Source organism: Bacillus sp. ISL-18, assembly GCF_018613415.1.
In the GTDB taxonomy this organism is placed as follows: Bacteria; Bacillota; Bacilli; order Bacillales; family Cytobacillaceae; genus Neobacillus.
This window is the reverse complement of the sequence record NZ_JAGGQG010000003.1, coordinates 1-18,314: the sequence shown is the minus strand read 5'-3', so window position 1 is coordinate 18,314 and position 18,314 is coordinate 1. Positions and strand designations below refer to the sequence as shown.

Here is an 18,314-nt window from a genome sequence, read left to right as displayed (position 1 = left end):
ATATTTATTCTCCTTGAAGCAGTTCTAACGGCTTTTTAGTTGGACCCTCAATCACATCGCCCGCGTACGAATAGCGGGAGCCGTGACATGGGCAGTCCCAAGACTTTTCGGCACGATTCCATTCACATTCACAGCCGAGATGGGTACAAGTGGTGTCGACAATATAGAGTTTTCCCTGGTCGTCCTTATAGGCACCCGCTCTTTTTCCACGGTACGTAACAACCGAACCCTCACCTGCCTGTAAATCTTCCGGCACCTTTTCAACGACTTCAAGCTTACCCTTAAGTAAGTGTTTGGCCACATCGACATTCGTTGAAATTACTTCCTTTAAATCGGGATCGGCATGAAAACGTGATGGACTATATAACACTGCATATCGGCTCGTACTGCCAACAATATAATCTTTTAAAATATGCCCTGCCAGAATCCCAGTGGTCATTCCCCATTTTTTATAACCGGTTGCTATTAAAACATTTTTTCGGTCCTCCGTATAAGGGCCAATGTAAGGCATTTTATCCAAGGTCACATTATCTTGAGCAGACCATCGGTATTGGTATTCCTTTATGCCAAAAACTTCTTCTGTAAAGGCCTGCAGCTCGTCAAAGTGCTTTAATGTGTCAACGCCCTGACCCGTTTTGTGGTTTTCACCGCCAATAATTAACAAGTTCTCTCCATTATCCAAGGGGGTATACCGAATCGAACGGGTGGGGCTGTCAGCGCTTATATACATGCCGCCAGGATATTCCTGCTTCGTTTTGACCCCGATAGCGTAAGAACGATCAGCGTACATCCTTGCAAAGTAAAGTCCTGGTTTATCATAAAACGGAAAATGCGAAGCAATAATTACCTGCTTAGCCGTCACTTTTTGGCCATTCTTTGTGATCACCTTTGGCTCTGTAAAATCGTCCTCTATATTATCAGCAACAGTATTTTCATAAACAGAACAGCCTGCTTGCACTGCTTCATCCAAAAGGGCCTTTAAAAATTTTAAGGGATGATATTGAGCCTGATTACTCATCATAAGTGCCATTTTAACAGGAATATTAAATGGAATGGAATCTTTTAAGGCTCCAGCAATATCAAGATCCTTGTAAGCCTCCCATTCGGTTTTAAGCTTGTCCGCATACTCATCCGTTGTGGCATATACATAAGCATCCTGCTTACTAAAGTCGCATTTAATGCCTTTCTCGTTCACGGTATTTTCCACAAATTGAACCGCCATCATCATTGATTCATAATATAATCTAGCCTTTTCTTTTCCAAAATGATTAATAAACTCATCATAAATAAGGCCATGCTGAGCCGTTAATTTGGCTGTTGTGTGCCCAGTCGTTCCGTTTAAAATGCCGCCTGCTTCAAGAAGGGCTACCTTTTTTCCTTCCTTTGTCAGGAGGTAGGCGGCGGTAATACCTGTAATCCCAGCACCCACTATCGCTACATCCACATTAATATCTTGATCTAAAGACTTAAATGTAGGCATTTCGATTTCACGCCAATATGTCCGAGGAAACTTTTGGGTGTTTTCAGATGAATTCATATGTATTCCTCCACTTTTAAAGTAATCACATGTTTAATTTTTCCTAAAAAGAAAAAATCATGTGAAAAAGGATTTTATTTTATTTATTGGCTGTGTTAAGGGTTATTGGTGATTTTTTAGCATGTTGATTGGAGCGGAAGGCGGCGAAGACTCCTCGAAAATGCTATCGCATTTCCTTCGTGCGTGGGCGGATTCGAGGATGCAAATTCAAAGTCCTGCGGGAGTACGGGGCAGGGGAGACCCCACAGGCGCAAGTGCGCCGAGGAGGCTCCCCGGCACGCCCGCGGAAAGCGAAGCCGCCTGGAGCGGAAATCAACATTCAAGATTAACACAGCCTATTTATTTCTAAAAAAGAAAACTCGCCTATTTGGCGAGCCCAAAGTTCGTTATTTTAATGAGGGAGGTTACATAGATTCTTGATCAGAATTAATTTTATCAATCCGGTTGGGGTCGTCTGTATCCAGCCCTTGCCGTAAGAAATAAATAAAGGTTCCACCTGCAATGCCAAGACAAAGGACAAAAGCGATGGTCGTAATCCACCAAATTGCCATAGGAAATCCCCCCTTTAGATATGCCTAGCGTAGAAGCTAATCTAAATATATGCGCAGGGGCTCGTAATTTTTCCACTTGTCTTAGGTTTTGTTTCTGTCCTTTTTCTGAAGCTCGGAGTAGTAGTCGACCTTTTTTATGTTCACTCCGACAAACGTTTCAATAATCGATTGGCCGCCTGCTATGGAGAGAATTAAAATAATGACATAGGTGACCTTGGGGAATAGCAAGTAGGCACCGCCTAATAAAAAAGCGCTCCATACGCCGGCACACCAATAACATTTTAATAAGTAACCAAACAGTGAGGTAGGAACTTCCTTTGTTGTGGTTCCCTCACTCGTTTCTACCTTGACCTTTTTTACAAATGGTCTGCGGATAAATTCGGTAATTTTATCAAAAACGATTAAATGGGTTAATCGATAGCTTGCTAAAATTAACATGATATAAGTCATCCCAGAAATGTCTTCCACTTTTTTAGTCCTCCAAAGACGGTTTGTTGGTGTGTTATTTTCAGAAAGTTTTTTTCGCCGCCTGTATATTTTGAGCTTGAAATCAAAATTATATATCGAGGAGGCGAATAAAATGAAAAAATCTTTTTGGTTTAGTTTTCTGTTCTTACTATCCCTTTTCTGCATTCCAAGTGTTTCGTTTGCCCAACAAATCTATACGGTTCAGTCAGGTGACTCACTTTGGAAGATTGCTGTCAGGTATCAAGTTGGAATTAGTGAGATTATTTCAGCAAACCCGCAATTTAAGAATCCTAACTTGATTTATCCTGGTCAAAAGGTAAACATTCCTGATTTAGGCGGAGTAAAATCAATTGAAAACCAAGTGATTCAGCTTACGAATCAGGAGCGTGCAAAGAATGGGTTACCTGCCATGACGGCCGATTGGGAACTGTCACGGGTTGCACGCTACAAAGCGATGGACATGAGAGACAAAAATTATTTTAGTCATACAAGCCCAACGTATGGAAGTCCTTTTACGATGATGAAGAATTTTGGTATTACGTATCGCTCTGCAGCGGAAAATATTGCTGCCGGACAAACGACACCACAATCAGTTGTACAGTCATGGATGAATAGCTCAGGTCACCGTGCCAATATTCTTAGCTCCAACACTAGAATTGGAGTTGGTTACGCTAAGGGCGGTTCCTATGGTTATTATTGGGTTCAGATGTTTATATCTAAATAATCTAAAGATAAGGGTCAGTTTCTTTAAGCTTATGCTTAAGAGGCTGACCTTTTCTACGTCTTAAGACCGATACAAAAATCAAGCTTAGGCGCAATTTTAGGAGCAGTGAAAAATAGGTAAGATGAAAATAAGAAAAGAAAGGAGTGAAACAAAGATGAAAAAATTTGGTTTACTTTTAGCCGGAGGGATTGCCGGAGTCATCCTGCTGTCAACGATTGGTCCAATGGTAGGATTACTTGTAAGTGTGGTTCTTTTGTATTTCATCTTTAAGCAATTCTTAAAGACAAAATCGATTGGCGGTCGAATCGGGCTTGGAATACTTGGCTTTATCGTCCTGATGGCATCTCTTCACAATGCCCCAGCGATTATTGGTGTAGCGGCGGCTTACGTTTTATATCTAGTTTATAAAAACTGGAACAAAAGGAAGGTCAACAAAATAAACGCAGCTGATGATCCATTTATTAATTTTGAAAAACAGTGGAACGAATTGAAGAATTACTAAAAATTTTAAATTAAGGCTGTGTTAAAGGTTATTGTTGATTTTTTAGCAAGTTGATTGGAGCGGAAGGCGGCGAAGACTCCTCGAAAATGCTATCGCATTTCCTTCGTGCGTGGGCGGATTCGAGGATGCAAATTCAAAGTCCTGCGGGAGTACGGGGCCGGGGAGACCCCACAGGCGCAAGTGCGCCGAGGAGGCTCCCCGGCACGCCCGCGGAAAGCGAAGCCGCCTGGAGCGGAAATCAACATTCAAGATAACACAGCCTAAATTAAAAGGAGCGAATGAACAATGACAAACTTATTTACAAGGATTAAAAATACAATTACTGCAGATTTACATGAGGCGCTCGACCAGAAGGAAAATAAAAACCCAATTGCGATGCTGAACCAATATCTTCGCGAATGTGAGCAGGAAACAGAAAAGGTAAGGAAACTGTTAGAGCGTCAATCTACTTTAAAGGATGAATTTACGAGAGAATACCATCAGGCGGAGGAGTTAGCCAATAAAAGAAAGCACCAAGCAGACATTGCTTCAAAAGCGGGGGAAACAGAGCTAGCTGACTTTGCCTCGGCAGAGTATCAGCAATATCAAGACAGGTCAAACCGCATTAAGGCATCACTTGACCAAGTCACTGGACAGCTCGGAAATTTAGAAAGAAAATATGAAGAAATGAAGCATAAATTAAAAGACATGCATTTGCGCCGGATGGAATTAATGGGCCGTGAGAATGTAACCCGGGCAAACCTAAGAATGAACCAAGTGCTGGATGCCCATACTTATTCCGATCAATCTTACTCAAAATTTAAGGAAATAGAAAACTATCTCGACCGTCTCGAACATCAAGTCAACAGCTCTTATTACCACAATACGATTGATGCAAAAATTGCCCAAATAGAAAAAGAAATGAAATTAGAAGAAAGTAAGTCCATATAATCAAAAGAATGGTATTCTATTAGTAAAGCACAAGTGGGTTGGTAAAAGGCGTAGTCTAACTGCGCCTTTTACCTGTAAAAATCCTGCATAAAAAGGGAGGGTGGCCAATGTTTAAAAATACAAAAAGTGATTATCTTAGCTGGCTTGTTATCATCGGGATTGTCATTCTGCTCTTAGAGATTCTATTTTTTAACAGAGGGCTGATATTCTCTCTTTTTATTGCAGGCGGAATGATGTATTTAGGCCGCAGAAAAGCTGGAAAAAAGCTAGGGAAAATACTCTTTATTATGGGGATCATTTTCTTTGTTTTAAGCATCGTCAATATGATGACGTTTAAGTTTTTATTATTAGCCATACTACTGCACTTTTTCATTCAATTTATCAATACAAAGAAGCATGCTAGAAAAATAGTACCTGATATCGGTCCCGCAGCACCAGCACAATCCGAAGAGACGTTGATTAGTTCGGAACCATTGTTTAGTAATATTCTCGTTGGACAGCAAAAAACGCCTCAAGGTGTTTACGAGTGGGATGATGTGAACATTCAAACAGGGATTGGCGATACCGTTATTGACCTTAGTTATACGATGCTGCCAAAGGGAGAAGCTGTTATTTTTATCCGCAATATCATTGGAAATATCCATATCCTTGTTCCATACGAAATGGAAGTAAGTATACACCATTCTGGTGTCGTGGGTTCGGCTAAAGTATTTGGCAATGACAGAGATAAAATATTCAATCAAGTTTTTCACTTGAAAACTTCTGGCTATGAAACTTCTGAGACCAAGGTGAAAATCGTTACCTCACTTGTGGTCGGGAATCTAGAGGTGAGCCGGATATGAGTTCAACCCAGCGGCAAATGATCTGGCATATATCGTTTTGCTTTCTTATCGCGTTAGTCATTGGAGCGGTTTTAATTTATGTATTTCCACTTGGAAACTGGTCGGAGTTATGGTCGAGACAATTCATGAATATACCGATTGTCATTTTTGTTCCTGTCTTTAGTATTGCAATCGGAATAATTTTAGGCGGGTTTTCTGGCCTTTTTTGGCGTAAACAATTACTAGCAGTTGAACATTCATTGCATCAACTGGAAGAAGGAAGACAAATCGAAGTGCCAGAGAAGGCCTCTGTTTCAGAAATCCAAGCCATTGCTAAAAGAATTGAGAACGTTGGCAGGCAAATGTCTGAGCAGGCAAAGCTGTCCCAGCGGCTGGCTACTGAAAAGGTAGAGGGTCAAGAAGAAAGAATTCAGCAAATTATTGAACAGGAGCGGAATCGCCTGGCTCGAGAATTACATGACTCTGTAAGCCAGCAATTATTTGCTGCCTCGATGATGATGTCAGCCATCAACGAAACAAAAGACCAATCTGAAGATGACCGGGAAGCGAAGCAATTAAAGCTCGTTGAGGAAATGATTCATCAATCACAATTAGAGATGCGGGCTCTTTTATTACATTTACGCCCGGCTGCGTTAAAGAATAAATCGCTTCAAGAAGGAATTGAGGAGCTGCTAATCGAACTATCTCAAAAGGTGACAATGGATATTAACTGGAAGGTCGAAAATTTCCCATTAGATAAAGGGGTAGAAGATCATCTGTTTCGAATCCTGCAGGAGTCTGTTTCCAATACCCTTAGGCACTCAAAAGCCAGTAAATTTGAGGTTTTATTAGTAAAACGGGATGACCTTGTTATTCTTAGGATTGTAGATGATGGAATCGGCTTCGAAGTCAATGAAATGAAAGCTGGATCCTATGGAATGCAGAATATGCACGAACGGGCAGTCGAAATAGGCGGTACACTGAAAGTGGTTAGTGTTAAAAATAAAGGAACAAGGCTGGAAGTGAAGGTTCCGGTGATTATTAATGGAGATGGTGTGAATGATTAGAGTAGTGTTTGTCGACGACCATGAGATGGTAAGAATCGGAGTTTCTTCTTACCTTTCAGCTCAGCCGGACATTGAAGTGGTAGGGGAAGCTGATAATGGCAAAAAAGGGGTAGAACTTGCATTATCACTTCGCCCAGATATTATTTTAATGGACCTTGTTATGAAGGAAATGGATGGAATTGAAGCAACCCGGCAAATCATTGAACAATGGCCCGAGGCTAAGGTTATTATCGTGACAAGCTTTTTGGATGATGAAAAGGTTTATCCTGCGCTTGAAGCCGGGGCGACCAGCTATATGCTGAAGACCTCCAAGGCCAGCGAAATTGCTAACGCTGTCCGTGCTACCTATCATGGACAATCGGTTCTTGAGCCTGAAGTGACAGGGAAAATGATGGTCAAAATGCGTCAAAAAACTACTCATCTTCCACATGAAGAACTAACGACCCGGGAACTGGAAATCCTCCTGTTAATGGCTGAGGGGAAGACAAATCAGGATATTGCAGATGAATTATACATTGCCCTGAAAACCGTAAAAACCCATGTCAGCAATATCTTAAGCAAACTAAATGTCCAGGATCGTACCCAAGCGGTTATCTATGCTTTTAAGCATTCCTTAATTAAATAAACGAACAGACCTCCTAGATATGATGGGAGGTTTTTTAATTTTTAAAAAAATGATTGAAAATAGTTCTCATTTACTGTTATTATAATAGTAATGAAAATCATTCTCATTACTATTCTATTTGGAGGAAATTCATATATGAAAATACATACATTATCTGGACTTGTTTTATTATCTAGCAGTCTATTATTTGGCTGTTCCAATTCGGACCAAACCTCAAGCACAGAAAAAGCAAAGAAAACGCAAAACACATCAACGGAATCGCTTAAAGGTGTATCGGCTGAATATCGGCAATATGCCATTTCCGAGATTGAAGAATTTGTTAAGGCCACAGACGCTTTTACTGCAGCTGTTAAAAATGGAGAAATTGATAAAGCAAAGGAGCTTTATGGACCAGCACGAATGCACTATGAGCGTGCTGAACCAATCGCCGAAAGTTTTGGTGACCTCGATCCTAAAATTGATGCACGAGAAGGAGATGTTCCCGCTGCCGAATGGGGCGGATATCACCGGATTGAAAAAGGATTATGGATGGAAAATACAACCAAAGGTTATGAACAAATGGCTGATCAGTTAATGAAAGATGTAAACCTGTTACGTGCTAAAGCAGATACAGTAGAAGTGACGCCCGATTTATTAATTACCGGAGCTGTTGACCTCTTAAATGAAGTTTCCACTTCAAAAGTAACCGGAGAAGAGGATCGCTATTCCCATACAGATCTTTACGACTTTGCAGCAAACGTTGAAGGAGCGGAGAAAATCTATCAGCTTCTTAAACCAGCACTAGAGAAAAAGGACAAGGAAGTTTCAACAGAGATACAGGCTCGTTTTGATGATGTTTATCGTCTATTAAACCAGCATAAAAACGGTGATGGCTACAAGCTTTATACAGAATTGACAGAAGCACAAGTCAAAGAACTTAGCCAGGCTATTGATGCACTAGCTGAGCCACTATCACAAATAGGTATCATTACGGAGGCGTCTTAATTGACTAACAATCCAGCCAACTTAGAGGGATTAGCAGAAAAAAAGGTATCAAGACGGGATATTTTGAAAACTGCCGGCATTGGCGGGGTCGGAGTCATTCTAGGAGCATCCGGCCTCGGCAGTGTTCTTACACTAAAGGAGAGTAAGGCATCAGGCCCAGAGCCAAGTCAAGAGATTGTTCCTTTTTATGGCGATTACCAGAGCGGTATTACGACAAAACCACAAAATCATGTTTATTTTGTTTCCTTAGATGTCACGACGTCTAAGCGAGAAGACTTATCCAAACTATTTAAGGAATGGACCAAGGCTTCTGCTTTAATGACAAAGGGGAAGTCAGTCGGCAAGCTTTCTAGCAATGAATTTTTACCTCCAGATGATACTGGGGAGGCGGCAGGACTATCGCCATCCAATTTGACGATTACATTTGGGGTCGGACCTAGTCTTTTTGTAAAAGACAATCAAGACCGCTTTGGCTTAAAACACAAGCAGCCGAAGGAACTGGTTGATCTTCCCGCCTTCCCGCTTGATGCATTAGAAGAGGAATGGACCGGTGGTGATCTTTGTATCCAAGCTTGCGCAGATGATTTGCAGGTAGCCTTTCATGCGGTCAGAAATCTGATTCGAATCGCCAGAGGGAAAGCCACATTGCGCTGGGCACAAACTGGTTTCCAGCGGACGAAGCAGGCCGATCCTAAAAAGGAAACACCGAGAAACCTATTTGGATTCAAAGATGGTACAGTGAACCCCGATGTTGATAGTAAAAAGCAAGTGAATGAACATATCTGGGTTCAACAGGGCGATGGACCGGATTGGCTTATTAATGGCAGTTACCTTGTAGTCCGGCGGATTCAAATGTTTATTGAGGTATGGGACCGAACCAATCTAAGGGAGCAAGAAAACACTTTTGGACGCTACCGGGACAGTGGTGCACCGTTAGGGCAAAAGAATGAGTTTGATAAACCTGATTTCACTCTAAAGAAAGAAACTGGTCAGGACGTGATCCCGGCCAATTCTCATGTTCGCTTGTCTCATGGAGATGGCTCGCAGCAGATTCTCCGTCGTGCCTATTCCTATGCAGACGGGATGGATTTGAAAACAGGCAGCTTTGATGCAGGTCTATTGTTTCTATGCTTCCAGCGGACACCAAGTAAACAATTTATCCCCATTCAGAACAGGTTAGCTAAAATGGATAAATTAAACGAATATACCTCCCACCGTGGAAGTGCCATTTTTGCTTGTTTACCAGGTACTAAAGAGGGCGGTTTTATCGGAGAGACACTATTTAACTAGTGGTTGAGGAGAGAAGATTATGCAGCGTTTAAATTGGAAGCCTTTATTAGTAATGATTATGTTAATAAGTTTTTTTCAAATGAGCCTTCCCGTAAAGGCAGCAGAAAATAGTGATGAACTTTTTGTCCTAATTGGTGATAGTTTAATGAAGGCCAAGGATGGAGAGCAGACTGTTGTAGCCAAAAACATGGAGCAGTTTGCAAACGAGTGGCAGTCCATTAAAAAAGCTGGCAGCAAACGAGCCCACGCTGTTGACCAAGAGTTAAAAGAGGTTCAAAGTTTACTAGCTAAGACCAGCGTCGATCAAGAGGCACTCTCGAAAGGTCTCTCGGCCCTTTCAAGTGCAGTCGTCCAATATGAAGAGGAACAAAATCCCAAAGATAAAGAAAAAGGCAAAGAGCAGGTAAAGCAGTTGCTTCCGCTTATTTCTGTTATGGAGGGCTCGGTAGAAAAAGGAGATACCGGTTCATTAAAGCTTCAATACCAAAAATTAATGAATGGGTGGACGCTTTCAGAGAAGGCTGTTCACGATGAGAGTATTGCTGCATATGGAAACATTGAAAAATACACAGCTCTGATAAGAATTGCGATTACACAGGAACCAGCCGATTTAGATAAGGCCGGGCAAAACTTAGATCAACTTAAAGTAGAAGTACAAAATTTTCTTGCTGGTAAGGTATCGAAACAGGTAGAAGGAGATTATTCCTTGAATGACTTAGCTGCATTGTTAAGTGATTCTGAAAAAGCAACTTCTCAAAGGGACTACAAAGGGGCCAGTGAACATTTAAATAAAATTTTGACCATCTGGCCAATGGTGGAAGGCGATGTCCAAACGAGGGACAGCAGTTTGTACAGCGATATCGAAACGAAGGTACCAACTGCCATCAGTCTCTTAGATTCTGAAAAAGTAAATGCCGATAAAGCCACCGATATTGTTAAGGACCTAGAAGATCGGCTTGCCCCGTTATTAAGTAAAACAAGTTACTCCTACTGGGATGCAGCCCTAATTTTATTGCGTGAAGGATTAGAAGGATTATTAGTTGTCGCAACCCTGATTGCCTTTTTAAAAAAGATGGGGCAATCCGCCCAGCAAAAGTGGATTTGGACTGGAGTGGTTGCCGGAATCTTGGCCAGCGCCGTCCTAGCCGTCATTATTAATATTGTCTTTTCAAAATTTGTGGCAGCTTCAAGCCGGGAGTATATTGAAGGGATTACCGGTATCGTTGCTGTCATCATGATGCTGACGGTCGGGGCTTGGCTTCATAATAAGTCAAGTATTGGAAATTGGAATAAATACATTAATCAGCAAATGCAGCAGGCGATTGCCAAAGGAAGTCTCCTTTCCTTTGCCTTTATTAGCTTTCTTTCGGTCTTTCGTGAAGGTGCAGAGACAATTATCTTCTATACAGGCATTACTCCGTATATAGGTTTAGCGGAGCTCGTATTAGGGATTTGTCTGGCGCTTGTGGTGTTAGTCATCGCTGGCTTTGCCATTATTCATTACAGTGTAAGAATTCCAATTCGCTTGTTTTTTCGAACAGCAACCATCTTAATTTACTTCTTAGCGTTCAAAATTTTAGGAATCAGTATCCATGCACTGCAGATTTCAAATGTGCTATCGACCACTACCGTGGAACGCTTACCATTTATTGATTGGCTTGGACTTTATCCAACATATGAAACCACTTTACCCCAATTACTATTACTGTGCATTATCTTCTTCACTACTTATTTAGTGAAAAAAAGTGATGGGAAACAGGTAATCTCAACCAATGTTTAAAAGGGCTGACTTGATCAGTCCTTTTTCTTTTTAAAAAATTTCTCCTACTATTCAAGGGACTTGTCTCATAAGTTAGTAAAAGAGATGAGAGTAAGGGAGATTTGCAAATTGGGTATTTATTATAAAGGAATCTTTTTTCTAGCTGCTTCTGCTTTCTTGGGTGAAATGATTGAGGTTCTAATCAATATGATTTTGGCGAGAGAATTGGGATCACATGGGCTTGGACTTTATATGACAATCCTTCCATCCATTTTTTTACTGGTGTTATTGTCTAGCTTTGAATTACAAGTTTCCATTTCAAAGTTCATTGCTGAAAGGGAGCAGCGGTATCACCGTACGATTCTTTACCATGCTATGACCATTACCATCACTTTTACTTGTATTCTATTTTTAGCAGCCGCTGCGCTCCTTCCATTTATCTCCGTATTTGATAATTACCATCCATATGTTAGATGGCTGGTTCTGATTTTAATCCCAGTTATTTCGTTCACATCTGTGGCAAGAGGCTACTTTATGGGTGTTCAGGAAATGGGGAAAATAGCGGTTTCCAACTTCCTTCGTAAGGCAGTCCAGCTAGTCGGCTTGTTTATCCTCTTTCGCTTTTTCGAATATGATGCGGAGGCCTCGTTATTAATTGCTATTTGCGCCCTGATCGGCAGCGAGGTTGTGATGTTTTTATATTTGTTCTATTTGTTTATCATTCAATTTCAACAGTTAAAGCGGAAGCCTTTCTCTAATATGAACCGGAAAGGGGTACGGAAAAACTTAATCGCTGTGTCGATTCCAACGACAGGTCTGCGGCTATTCTCAGCGGTCATGAATGCCGTTCAACCGTTTGTGATCAAGGGAGCCTTGGTTTACTCTGGGGTATCAAGCACCCTGGCAACCCAACAATTCGGCATGCTGATGGGGGTGGCTGCTTCGATTGGATTTTTCCCAGCATTTATTGCACACTCATTAATGATTGTGCTGATTCCGGCCGTTTCTAAGACCAATTCACAAAAGGACTACGCAACCTTGCAAAAAATGCTCCAGCAGGTGATGACGATTACGTTTCTATATGGTGTTCCTGCTGTGGCGATTTTTTACTTTTTCGCTCCAGAACTAACTTCTTTATTTTTTAAATCGGATACATCTGCTGTTTATTTGCAGCTGCTCTGGCCATTTTTTCTTTTTCATTTCTTTATCATGCCAATGCAGGCTTTTTTAATCGGTCTTGATATGTTAAAAGAGTTATTTTTCCATATAATTTGGTCAACGATCATCTCCTTTGCTTTAGTCTTGTGGCTTGGCTCCTCGCATGACTGGCAGATGAATGGGGTAATTATCGGGATGAATACAGGGGCCGTTCTCTTAGCTCTCATGCACTATTTAACGATCTGTAAGAAGATTGGTGTTTCTATTTTTATGAAAGGGATGGTTACGAACGCAGCGGAACGATGAACTTTTCATAGAGTAGGGGGCAGCAGGGATCAAACAGAACAAAAAAACAGGAGCCTGGCAATTTGCCAAACTCCTGTTTTTTTAGTCTTTACTTGAAACAATTCCAAGGATACGAAGAATGCTGATAAATAAGTTAATAAAATCAAGGTATAAATTTAAGGCCATCAACGGCACATCTTCTGCTCTTACTCCGTAGTGCTTCATACGGCTGATATCGAAAAGAACATATCCGCTAAAAACTAAAACACCGACAAAGGAGTAAGCTAGCATTCCAGTCGAGCTTAAAGGGAAGAAGATATTATAAAGCGAAATGGCTACTAATGCTAAGATAGCTGCCAGTAAGAACCCGCCCAAGAAAGAAAAATCACGTTTGGACTTTGCTGCGTAAATGGAGATTCCTGAAAAGACTACGGTTGTGCTCGCAAATGCCATCCCGACTACATTAGCTCCTGAAGTCGACAGGTAGTAAGCTACGATCGGATACAAGGTAATCCCTGAGATAAAAGTAAAGATATACAAAAAGCCATATGAAACTGCTTTTCTCCTTCTAAAGAAAAAGGCGGTTATCAACATAATAAATTCTAAAATCATTAACGGCATAAACAATCCAGGCGGTACAACAAATGCCCCCGCCATCGTCCCTAAGAAGGCAATTGCTAATGAAAGGGCAAACGTCCTTAAAACGGAAGGCATAAATTCAGTCGATGTTTGTGTATACAAAATCTTCACCTCAAAATGAATTTGATAGAAAGTCTTTAGTCCCTGACTTCCTTATTAAGATATACGTATAAGTGGTCAAGATGTTTCATTTTTTCTTAAAAATTCTTGGTTTTCCTTTAGAAGGTCACGAATCTCCGCTAATAGCTCTTCCTGACGTTCTACTTTTACCACAACTTCCGTTGGTTCCTTCTTTTTAAAACGGTTAATGAACTTTACAAATAGGAAAACAGAAAATGCTATGATAAAGAAATCAACCACCGACTGGATGAATTTCCCGTAGTTCAAGCCAAGAAACGAAAGTTCTGCAAAGGAGTCCACTCTCCCAAGTAACAGCGCAACAATTGGCATAATAATATCGGCGACAAGCGAAGAGACGATTTTTCCGAATGCCCCGCCAATGATTACCCCAACGGCTAAATCAATCACATTGCCTTTAATGGCAAACTGTCTAAATTCTTTCCACATTTAAGCAGCCCCCTTGCTTTTTTTCTTAATTGTTCATTTTATCTTTAACTGGCAAGAAAGGCAATTAGATTTTTTTGGTACATATGGCACGTTTAGGATATTAAGTTCATTTTTATCGCCTTTACGGCTGCATCGGTCCGGTTCTTTGCGGCTAACTTTTGAATAATCGCTGATACATAGTCCCGTACGGTATAACTGCTAAGATGTAACTTAGCCGCTGCTTCATTAATGGAGGCCCCATCTGCAATTAACTGCAGGACTTCTTTTTCCCGAAGGGTTAAAATGGTCTGCGGACCGCCGAATTGCTGTAGTGCCTCATCCCATATTGAATACAAAAGCTCTCCAGCGTATTGACCAAATTTAATTAATGTCGTCATCGTCTCAGGCAATACCTCAAATGATGTATCTGCCCCTTGATCTAACAGGGCAATCCCAAGCAACTTGCTATTAGTTGGTACGAAAATAGGCAGGACAACGAGTGATTTAAGCTGGTACTCCCGCACATATCTTTTCGGCAAAATATCGAGCGCCTGCGGAAAATAGAGCGGCTGGGAATGACTTAGGGAATAAAAGTATTTGTCTATTAAGGGAAGAGTAAAGATCTCCTCTTTTATTTGTTGAACGGTGGAATCGCTTACGTTATAACCAGAAACACCTATCCCTTTGTCGACGTAGTGATTATATAAAAATAAAGCACAGCGCTTGAAGGGCATATAATTCACTAGTCCTCTCGTGATTGCATTAACGGCATCGTCAACGCTCTTCGTTCGGAGTAAATGTTGTAGAAATAGCAGGGAAGCATCCTTCCATTCCAATTTACTTTCAAGCTGTTGAAGCTTTAACTGGCGTAAGTACATCCCCTTGATAAAAGAAATCTGCTCTTCGGTCAGCAAATCCTCCGTACTAAAAAGGAGATAATCATTCATACATGGTATTTGGACTAGTTTCTCTTTACCAGTACTGACACCAATTAACTTTTGAATCGCTAGGGAAAGGTGGTGTATTTCTCCCGCTTTTAAACTTGTGCAGATATCGAGTAAATGGTTGTCCACTGGATTCGAATCCGTACAGACTACGGTTTCGACTTGATAATCGGACTGCTCTTTTTTCACCACTGCTACCCACTTCAGCGGGACCATATTGGTTGAGATGATTGATTTTAACCATTTATGATTTTGCCTTTCAACATGCTGGGTAATAAAGGTTTGATCAAGGACTCTTGAAAAGAAGGACTGTACGGCTTGATGGTCTAAAAAGGTCGTGGCAGGTTTTTCCGCTAACAGTTGGTGAAAGAGATTTTCTATCGTAGTAAGTAGGAAAATAGACTGATATTCCTCTTCTTTTTTTAAAAACTGCGCCTGCCACTCTGAAAATAGTGAAAAGATAAAGGAGTCAACATTAAGGTTTTTATGGTCGGCAGCCTTGTGGAAGGACATCTCTATAATCGTTTCAAATTTTCTAGCCAAGCTGTCATTTTGAAAGTTTAATTTTGTCAGCTGTTGTTTCCAACGTTTTAAAAACGGTTCTTTATATTCAAACAGAAGAGAAAGCCCTTTTAATAAAAGCTGATCTATTTTATGCTTCATCACCATTCACCCTCATTCTTTTCTTTTTAAATAGTACGTATTGGTTTTTTCTAATATGTCCGTAGTGAAATAACGACCCCGACATTTGACGGGGGGATAAAATTTACACGATATTTTCCGTAATTGCTGGGATGAAACAAGGGTTGTAAGCTTGGTATAAGAGTTATTATTTGAACATTTCGAAAACAGGAGGGGTTTGATGGAAAGTTCAATTCAGCTTGTAGAGGGGACCACTAGCAAAAAGGTATTTTGGTCAGCGCTATCGGCAGGGCTATTGACGTTAGCATTACTACTAGTTTCTTTTGGAATATCAGGTGTGGCTTATGCTGTTCCAATTGCAGGTGTGGGGGATTTTTATGTAGAGTTTGATAAATTAGTAGGGAATAATTATACCTTCTATCCTAAAATGGGCGAAACAAGTTCTTCTGATTCAGCACCGCAAGGAACAAACTTAATTGAAACACTGACCATTGATAATCTTCAATTATACAAAGATTTTAAGGTGGGGGGAGAATGGATTCGTGTCAAAATAACTGCCTCCAAGCCTGTCCAAATAACTGGTCTGCAGCATGATGCAGCATTGATTGAAGCAAACGCTAAATTTCAAAACTTAGTTTTACAAGAAAAGCATAGTGATGACTGGCAGAAACAATTTAAGCAGACGTCCTCCACGATTATATTAGAGCATGCAAAATTAAAAACTCACTATCTATTTCAAAAAACAATTAATATGAACGGAATGCGCTTAACCGTTGAAAAAATTAATAAGAATTAGCGAGGGGGTCTAATAATAATGGAAGTTCAAAAGTGGCGCAAAAGCCGGCCTCTGTGGGGATCCATCCTTACAATTGTAAGTGGGTTAATGATCTTATGGGTGCCGTTAAATCTATATCTAAGCACTTTTTTACCGGGATCCATTGCGATAATCGGGTTATTATTCGGAGGTGTCATCACCTTAATTGGTATAGTCGCGTTATTTTTTCCGAATGCTTCCAAGATCCTTGGTATTTTTACGATTTTCCTTTCGATTCTCTCTGTTATTGGTGCGCTGGGAGGGTTCTTATTTGGAACATTATTCGGAATTATTGGCGGGGCTTTACTAATGGCCTGGCGGCTTGAACCTGCAAACGTGAAGACAGCACCTCCAAGCGGATTGGAGAAAACACACTCTGTTTAAAGGGGAGAAACTATGTGGTGGAAACGAAAGCCTATTCTTTTATGCTTTTGTATTCTGTTGCTGATGCTGACCTTACGTTCTCTCGGTAATCCTGTTTACGCTGCTGACAAATCGACCGATGAGGGATTTATTATCGAGGCGGACCGGGTGGTTGGTTCCGGTATGAATGCAACAATTGTCAAACAAGAGACGACTCAGAAAAACGGGCAGCTAATGCTCAGAATTCAGTATCAATCTGCAACGATTTATGGAATGCGTTTAACGAAGCAAATCGACACACCCACTGGGTCTGTCACCATTAGCTTAAAAGCAAACGGACCGGTGACCGTAAAAAATATGACAGTTGACACAACGGCTATTTCATTTACTGGTGCTTGCATTAACGCGGCAGAGGTGATACCTGAAGTTGGCATGGAAAATGTCGTTATGGCTGCTCATTATATGAAATCGGTGGATAGTTTAATCGAACAATTGACACTGACTACGTTATCAGGAAAAACAAACTCACAAAAGCCAGGTACAATAAAGGTACTGCAAGACTTGAGCTTACTGCCTCTGAAGGAAGTGGATAAGGAAATTGAAAAAATCACAACTGGTCATCTGCCCTTAATGTGTGAGGATTCTTCCAAAATAGGAGAGGGGACAAATTCTGATGGTAGCCAGCTCGAGCCGATAAAAGATACGACGGCGCTGGTAACAAAACCGTTAGAGCCAGTGACGGGATCGCTGGAGCCAGTGTTGGATCCACTAGAGCCAGTAACGAAGGCGGTGGAGCCAGTGTTGAAACCGTTAGAGCCAGTAACGAAGGCGGTGGAGCCAGTGTTGAAACCGTTAGAGCCAGTGACCAAGGCGGTGGAGCCAGTGTTGAAACCGTTAGAGCCGGTAACCAAGGCGGTGGAGCCAGTGTTGAAACCGTTAGAGCCAGTAACCAAGGCGGTGGAGCCAGTAGTAAAAGGGGATATCGCGATTCAATCGGTGTGTGAACGCTTAAGACAAAGTAAAGGTGTCATTAATAAGCAGCTCGCCCTGGAGTTATTTAATGAAGGACTAAATAAGAAATTGCCTTTAAGTAAAGTATGTCAAAATGATCCCACGCTAGCGAATCAGCTTCAAAAAATGGAGACAGGTTTATTAAAATCGCTCGGACTCTTTGATCTATTGGGAAGAATCAAACTAGAAGACCCAGTTCAGCAACTAACTAAAATGCGTGAAAAAATCGATAGGGAAAAGGACGGAGAGATAATTTTTAAACCATAGAAAAAAGAGCAGATATTCTGCTCTTTTCCTATGATAAGGACTGAACTTCTTCATCAATTTTAGTAGGGCGTTCTGGGATTAAAAACTCATACCTGTCAAGGCTCCACCAAGGTACTGCGCATGGGTGATAAGGGCCATTCATAACTGTCGAAGCCCCACCAAGTTGCCGCGTACGGGAGATAAGAGCCATTCATAGGATTAAGTCCATATAATTGTGTAAAAAGAATAGGTCATCATCATGACCCGTGTTACAATGTTTTCGACCAAGAAAACCATAAAACGGAGGACATGATGATGACCCAAATTAATATTACTATAAATTTAGAAGATCTTAAAGCCAAAGTTGAGAATAGCTCATTAGAATCACCGGTAAAAGCCTCATTAGCA

Annotated in this window: 19 protein-coding genes; 13 read left to right on the top strand and 6 right to left on the bottom strand. The window is 41.0% G+C overall.

Going from position 1 to position 18,314, the window contains the following annotated elements; all coding sequences use genetic code 11:
• Positions 1–4: 4 nt before the first annotated feature.
• From J7E81_RS05960 to J7E81_RS05950, 3 genes are all read right to left on the bottom strand, one after another.
• A complete protein-coding gene (locus tag J7E81_RS05960) occupies positions 5–1,537 on the bottom strand; it encodes an FAD-dependent oxidoreductase (RefSeq protein ID WP_215041251.1) in 1,533 nt (510 codons plus the stop codon).
• A 404-nt stretch (positions 1,538–1,941) separates the two neighbouring features.
• The gene (locus tag J7E81_RS05955) at positions 1,942–2,088 is read right to left on the bottom strand and encodes a hypothetical protein (protein WP_215041250.1); all 147 of its coding nucleotides are present in this window, start codon (positions 2,086–2,088) and stop codon (positions 1,942–1,944) included.
• A gap of 81 nt (positions 2,089–2,169) precedes the next feature.
• On the bottom strand, positions 2,170–2,556 hold the full coding sequence (locus J7E81_RS05950; protein ID WP_215041249.1) for a DUF1360 domain-containing protein: 387 nt from the start codon (positions 2,554–2,556) through the stop codon (positions 2,170–2,172).
• Positions 2,557–2,668: 112 nt separating this feature from the next.
• On the opposite strand from J7E81_RS05950, the gene safA reads away from it, so the two are divergent.
• The 10 genes from safA (at position 2,669) to J7E81_RS05900 (ending at position 12,722) form a co-directional block, all read left to right on the top strand.
• On the top strand, positions 2,669–3,280 hold the full coding sequence (gene safA / locus J7E81_RS05945; RefSeq protein WP_215041248.1) for a SafA/ExsA family spore coat assembly protein: 612 nt from the start codon (positions 2,669–2,671) through the stop codon (positions 3,278–3,280).
• 154 nt (positions 3,281–3,434) lie between these two features.
• Positions 3,435–3,782: a lmo0954 family membrane protein gene (locus J7E81_RS05940; protein WP_215041247.1), complete on the top strand. Its 348-nt coding sequence runs from the start codon at positions 3,435–3,437 to the stop codon at positions 3,780–3,782.
• Between the two features lie 285 nt (positions 3,783–4,067).
• Entirely contained in the window at positions 4,068–4,712 is a 645-nt protein-coding gene (locus J7E81_RS05935) for a PspA/IM30 family protein (protein WP_215041246.1), read from the top strand.
• Positions 4,713–4,819: 107 nt separating this feature from the next.
• Positions 4,820–5,554 (top strand): cell wall-active antibiotics response protein LiaF, encoded by a 735-nt coding sequence (liaF, locus tag J7E81_RS05930; RefSeq protein WP_215041245.1) that lies wholly within the window; start codon positions 4,820–4,822, stop codon positions 5,552–5,554.
• Positions 5,551–6,600 (top strand): sensor histidine kinase, encoded by a 1,050-nt coding sequence (locus J7E81_RS05925; RefSeq protein ID WP_215041244.1) that lies wholly within the window; start codon positions 5,551–5,553, stop codon positions 6,598–6,600. Before liaF ends, J7E81_RS05925 begins: the two co-directional genes overlap by 4 nt.
• A complete protein-coding gene (locus J7E81_RS05920; RefSeq protein ID WP_215041243.1) occupies positions 6,593–7,225 on the top strand; it encodes a response regulator in 633 nt (210 codons plus the stop codon). The genes J7E81_RS05925 and J7E81_RS05920 overlap by 8 nt, the downstream gene beginning before the upstream one ends.
• 135 nt (positions 7,226–7,360) lie before the next feature.
• Complete coding sequence (efeO, locus tag J7E81_RS05915) at positions 7,361–8,209, top strand: iron uptake system protein EfeO (RefSeq protein WP_215041242.1); 849 nt, start codon at positions 7,361–7,363, stop codon at positions 8,207–8,209.
• A complete protein-coding gene (gene efeB / locus J7E81_RS05910; protein ID WP_215041241.1) occupies positions 8,210–9,499 on the top strand; it encodes an iron uptake transporter deferrochelatase/peroxidase subunit in 1,290 nt (429 codons plus the stop codon).
• A 19-nt stretch (positions 9,500–9,518) separates the two neighbouring features.
• Entirely contained in the window at positions 9,519–11,279 is a 1,761-nt protein-coding gene (locus tag J7E81_RS05905; protein ID WP_215041240.1) for an FTR1 family iron permease, read from the top strand.
• Positions 11,280–11,387: 108 nt separating this feature from the next.
• Positions 11,388–12,722 carry a polysaccharide biosynthesis protein gene (locus tag J7E81_RS05900; protein WP_215041239.1) on the top strand — a complete coding sequence of 445 codons (1,335 nt, stop codon included), beginning with the start codon at positions 11,388–11,390 and terminating at the stop codon, positions 12,720–12,722.
• 81 nt (positions 12,723–12,803) lie between these two features.
• Here the strand turns inward: J7E81_RS05900 and J7E81_RS05895 are convergent, their stop codons facing one another.
• From J7E81_RS05895 to J7E81_RS05885, 3 genes are all read right to left on the bottom strand, one after another.
• On the bottom strand, positions 12,804–13,442 hold the full coding sequence (locus tag J7E81_RS05895) for a Bax inhibitor-1/YccA family protein (RefSeq protein ID WP_251028491.1): 639 nt from the start codon (positions 13,440–13,442) through the stop codon (positions 12,804–12,806).
• A gap of 75 nt (positions 13,443–13,517) precedes the next feature.
• Entirely contained in the window at positions 13,518–13,907 is a 390-nt protein-coding gene (mscL, locus tag J7E81_RS05890; protein WP_215041238.1) for a large-conductance mechanosensitive channel protein MscL, read from the bottom strand.
• 92 nt (positions 13,908–13,999) lie between these two features.
• On the bottom strand, positions 14,000–15,493 hold the full coding sequence (locus tag J7E81_RS05885) for a LuxR C-terminal-related transcriptional regulator (protein ID WP_215041237.1): 1,494 nt from the start codon (positions 15,491–15,493) through the stop codon (positions 14,000–14,002).
• 199 nt (positions 15,494–15,692) lie between these two features.
• Between J7E81_RS05885 and J7E81_RS05880 the strand changes: the two genes are divergently transcribed.
• The 3 genes from J7E81_RS05880 to J7E81_RS05870 are packed head-to-tail and all read left to right on the top strand — an operon-like array spanning position 15,693 to position 17,927.
• On the top strand, positions 15,693–16,268 hold the full coding sequence (locus J7E81_RS05880; protein WP_215041236.1) for a DUF6230 family protein: 576 nt from the start codon (positions 15,693–15,695) through the stop codon (positions 16,266–16,268).
• An 18-nt stretch (positions 16,269–16,286) separates the two neighbouring features.
• On the top strand, positions 16,287–16,670 hold the full coding sequence (locus J7E81_RS05875) for a DUF6114 domain-containing protein (RefSeq protein WP_215041235.1): 384 nt from the start codon (positions 16,287–16,289) through the stop codon (positions 16,668–16,670).
• 12 nt (positions 16,671–16,682) lie between these two features.
• Positions 16,683–17,927 (top strand): DUF6230 family protein, encoded by a 1,245-nt coding sequence (locus J7E81_RS05870; protein WP_215041234.1) that lies wholly within the window; start codon positions 16,683–16,685, stop codon positions 17,925–17,927.
• Positions 17,928–18,314 lie beyond the last annotated feature (387 nt).

What these genes read in the sequence shown, in the direction of transcription:
- J7E81_RS05940 (WP_215041247.1), top strand. Translation starts at nt 3,435, where the DNA reads ATGAAAAAATTTGGTTTACTTTTAGCCGGAGGGATTGCCGGAGTCATC.
- J7E81_RS05880 (WP_215041236.1), top strand. Translation starts at nt 15,693, where the DNA reads ATGGAAAGTTCAATTCAGCTTGTAGAGGGGACCACTAGCAAAAAGGTA.
- J7E81_RS05870 (WP_215041234.1), top strand. Translation starts at nt 16,683, where the DNA reads ATGTGGTGGAAACGAAAGCCTATTCTTTTATGCTTTTGTATTCTGTTG.
- efeO (WP_215041242.1), top strand. Translation starts at nt 7,361, where the DNA reads ATGAAAATACATACATTATCTGGACTTGTTTTATTATCTAGCAGTCTA.
- J7E81_RS05925 (WP_215041244.1), top strand. Translation starts at nt 5,551, where the DNA reads ATGAGTTCAACCCAGCGGCAAATGATCTGGCATATATCGTTTTGCTTT.
- J7E81_RS05935 (WP_215041246.1), top strand. Translation starts at nt 4,068, where the DNA reads ATGACAAACTTATTTACAAGGATTAAAAATACAATTACTGCAGATTTA.
- safA (WP_215041248.1), top strand. Translation starts at nt 2,669, where the DNA reads ATGAAAAAATCTTTTTGGTTTAGTTTTCTGTTCTTACTATCCCTTTTC.
- mscL (WP_215041238.1), bottom strand. Translation starts at nt 13,907, where the DNA reads ATGTGGAAAGAATTTAGACAGTTTGCCATTAAAGGCAATGTGATTGAT.
- J7E81_RS05905 (WP_215041240.1), top strand. Translation starts at nt 9,519, where the DNA reads ATGCAGCGTTTAAATTGGAAGCCTTTATTAGTAATGATTATGTTAATA.
- J7E81_RS05885 (WP_215041237.1), bottom strand. Translation starts at nt 15,493, where the DNA reads ATGAAGCATAAAATAGATCAGCTTTTATTAAAAGGGCTTTCTCTTCTG.
- J7E81_RS05920 (WP_215041243.1), top strand. Translation starts at nt 6,593, where the DNA reads ATGATTAGAGTAGTGTTTGTCGACGACCATGAGATGGTAAGAATCGGA.
- J7E81_RS05875 (WP_215041235.1), top strand. Translation starts at nt 16,287, where the DNA reads ATGGAAGTTCAAAAGTGGCGCAAAAGCCGGCCTCTGTGGGGATCCATC.
- J7E81_RS05955 (WP_215041250.1), bottom strand. Translation starts at nt 2,088, where the DNA reads ATGGCAATTTGGTGGATTACGACCATCGCTTTTGTCCTTTGTCTTGGC.
- J7E81_RS05960 (WP_215041251.1), bottom strand. Translation starts at nt 1,537, where the DNA reads ATGAATTCATCTGAAAACACCCAAAAGTTTCCTCGGACATATTGGCGT.
- liaF (WP_215041245.1), top strand. Translation starts at nt 4,820, where the DNA reads ATGTTTAAAAATACAAAAAGTGATTATCTTAGCTGGCTTGTTATCATC.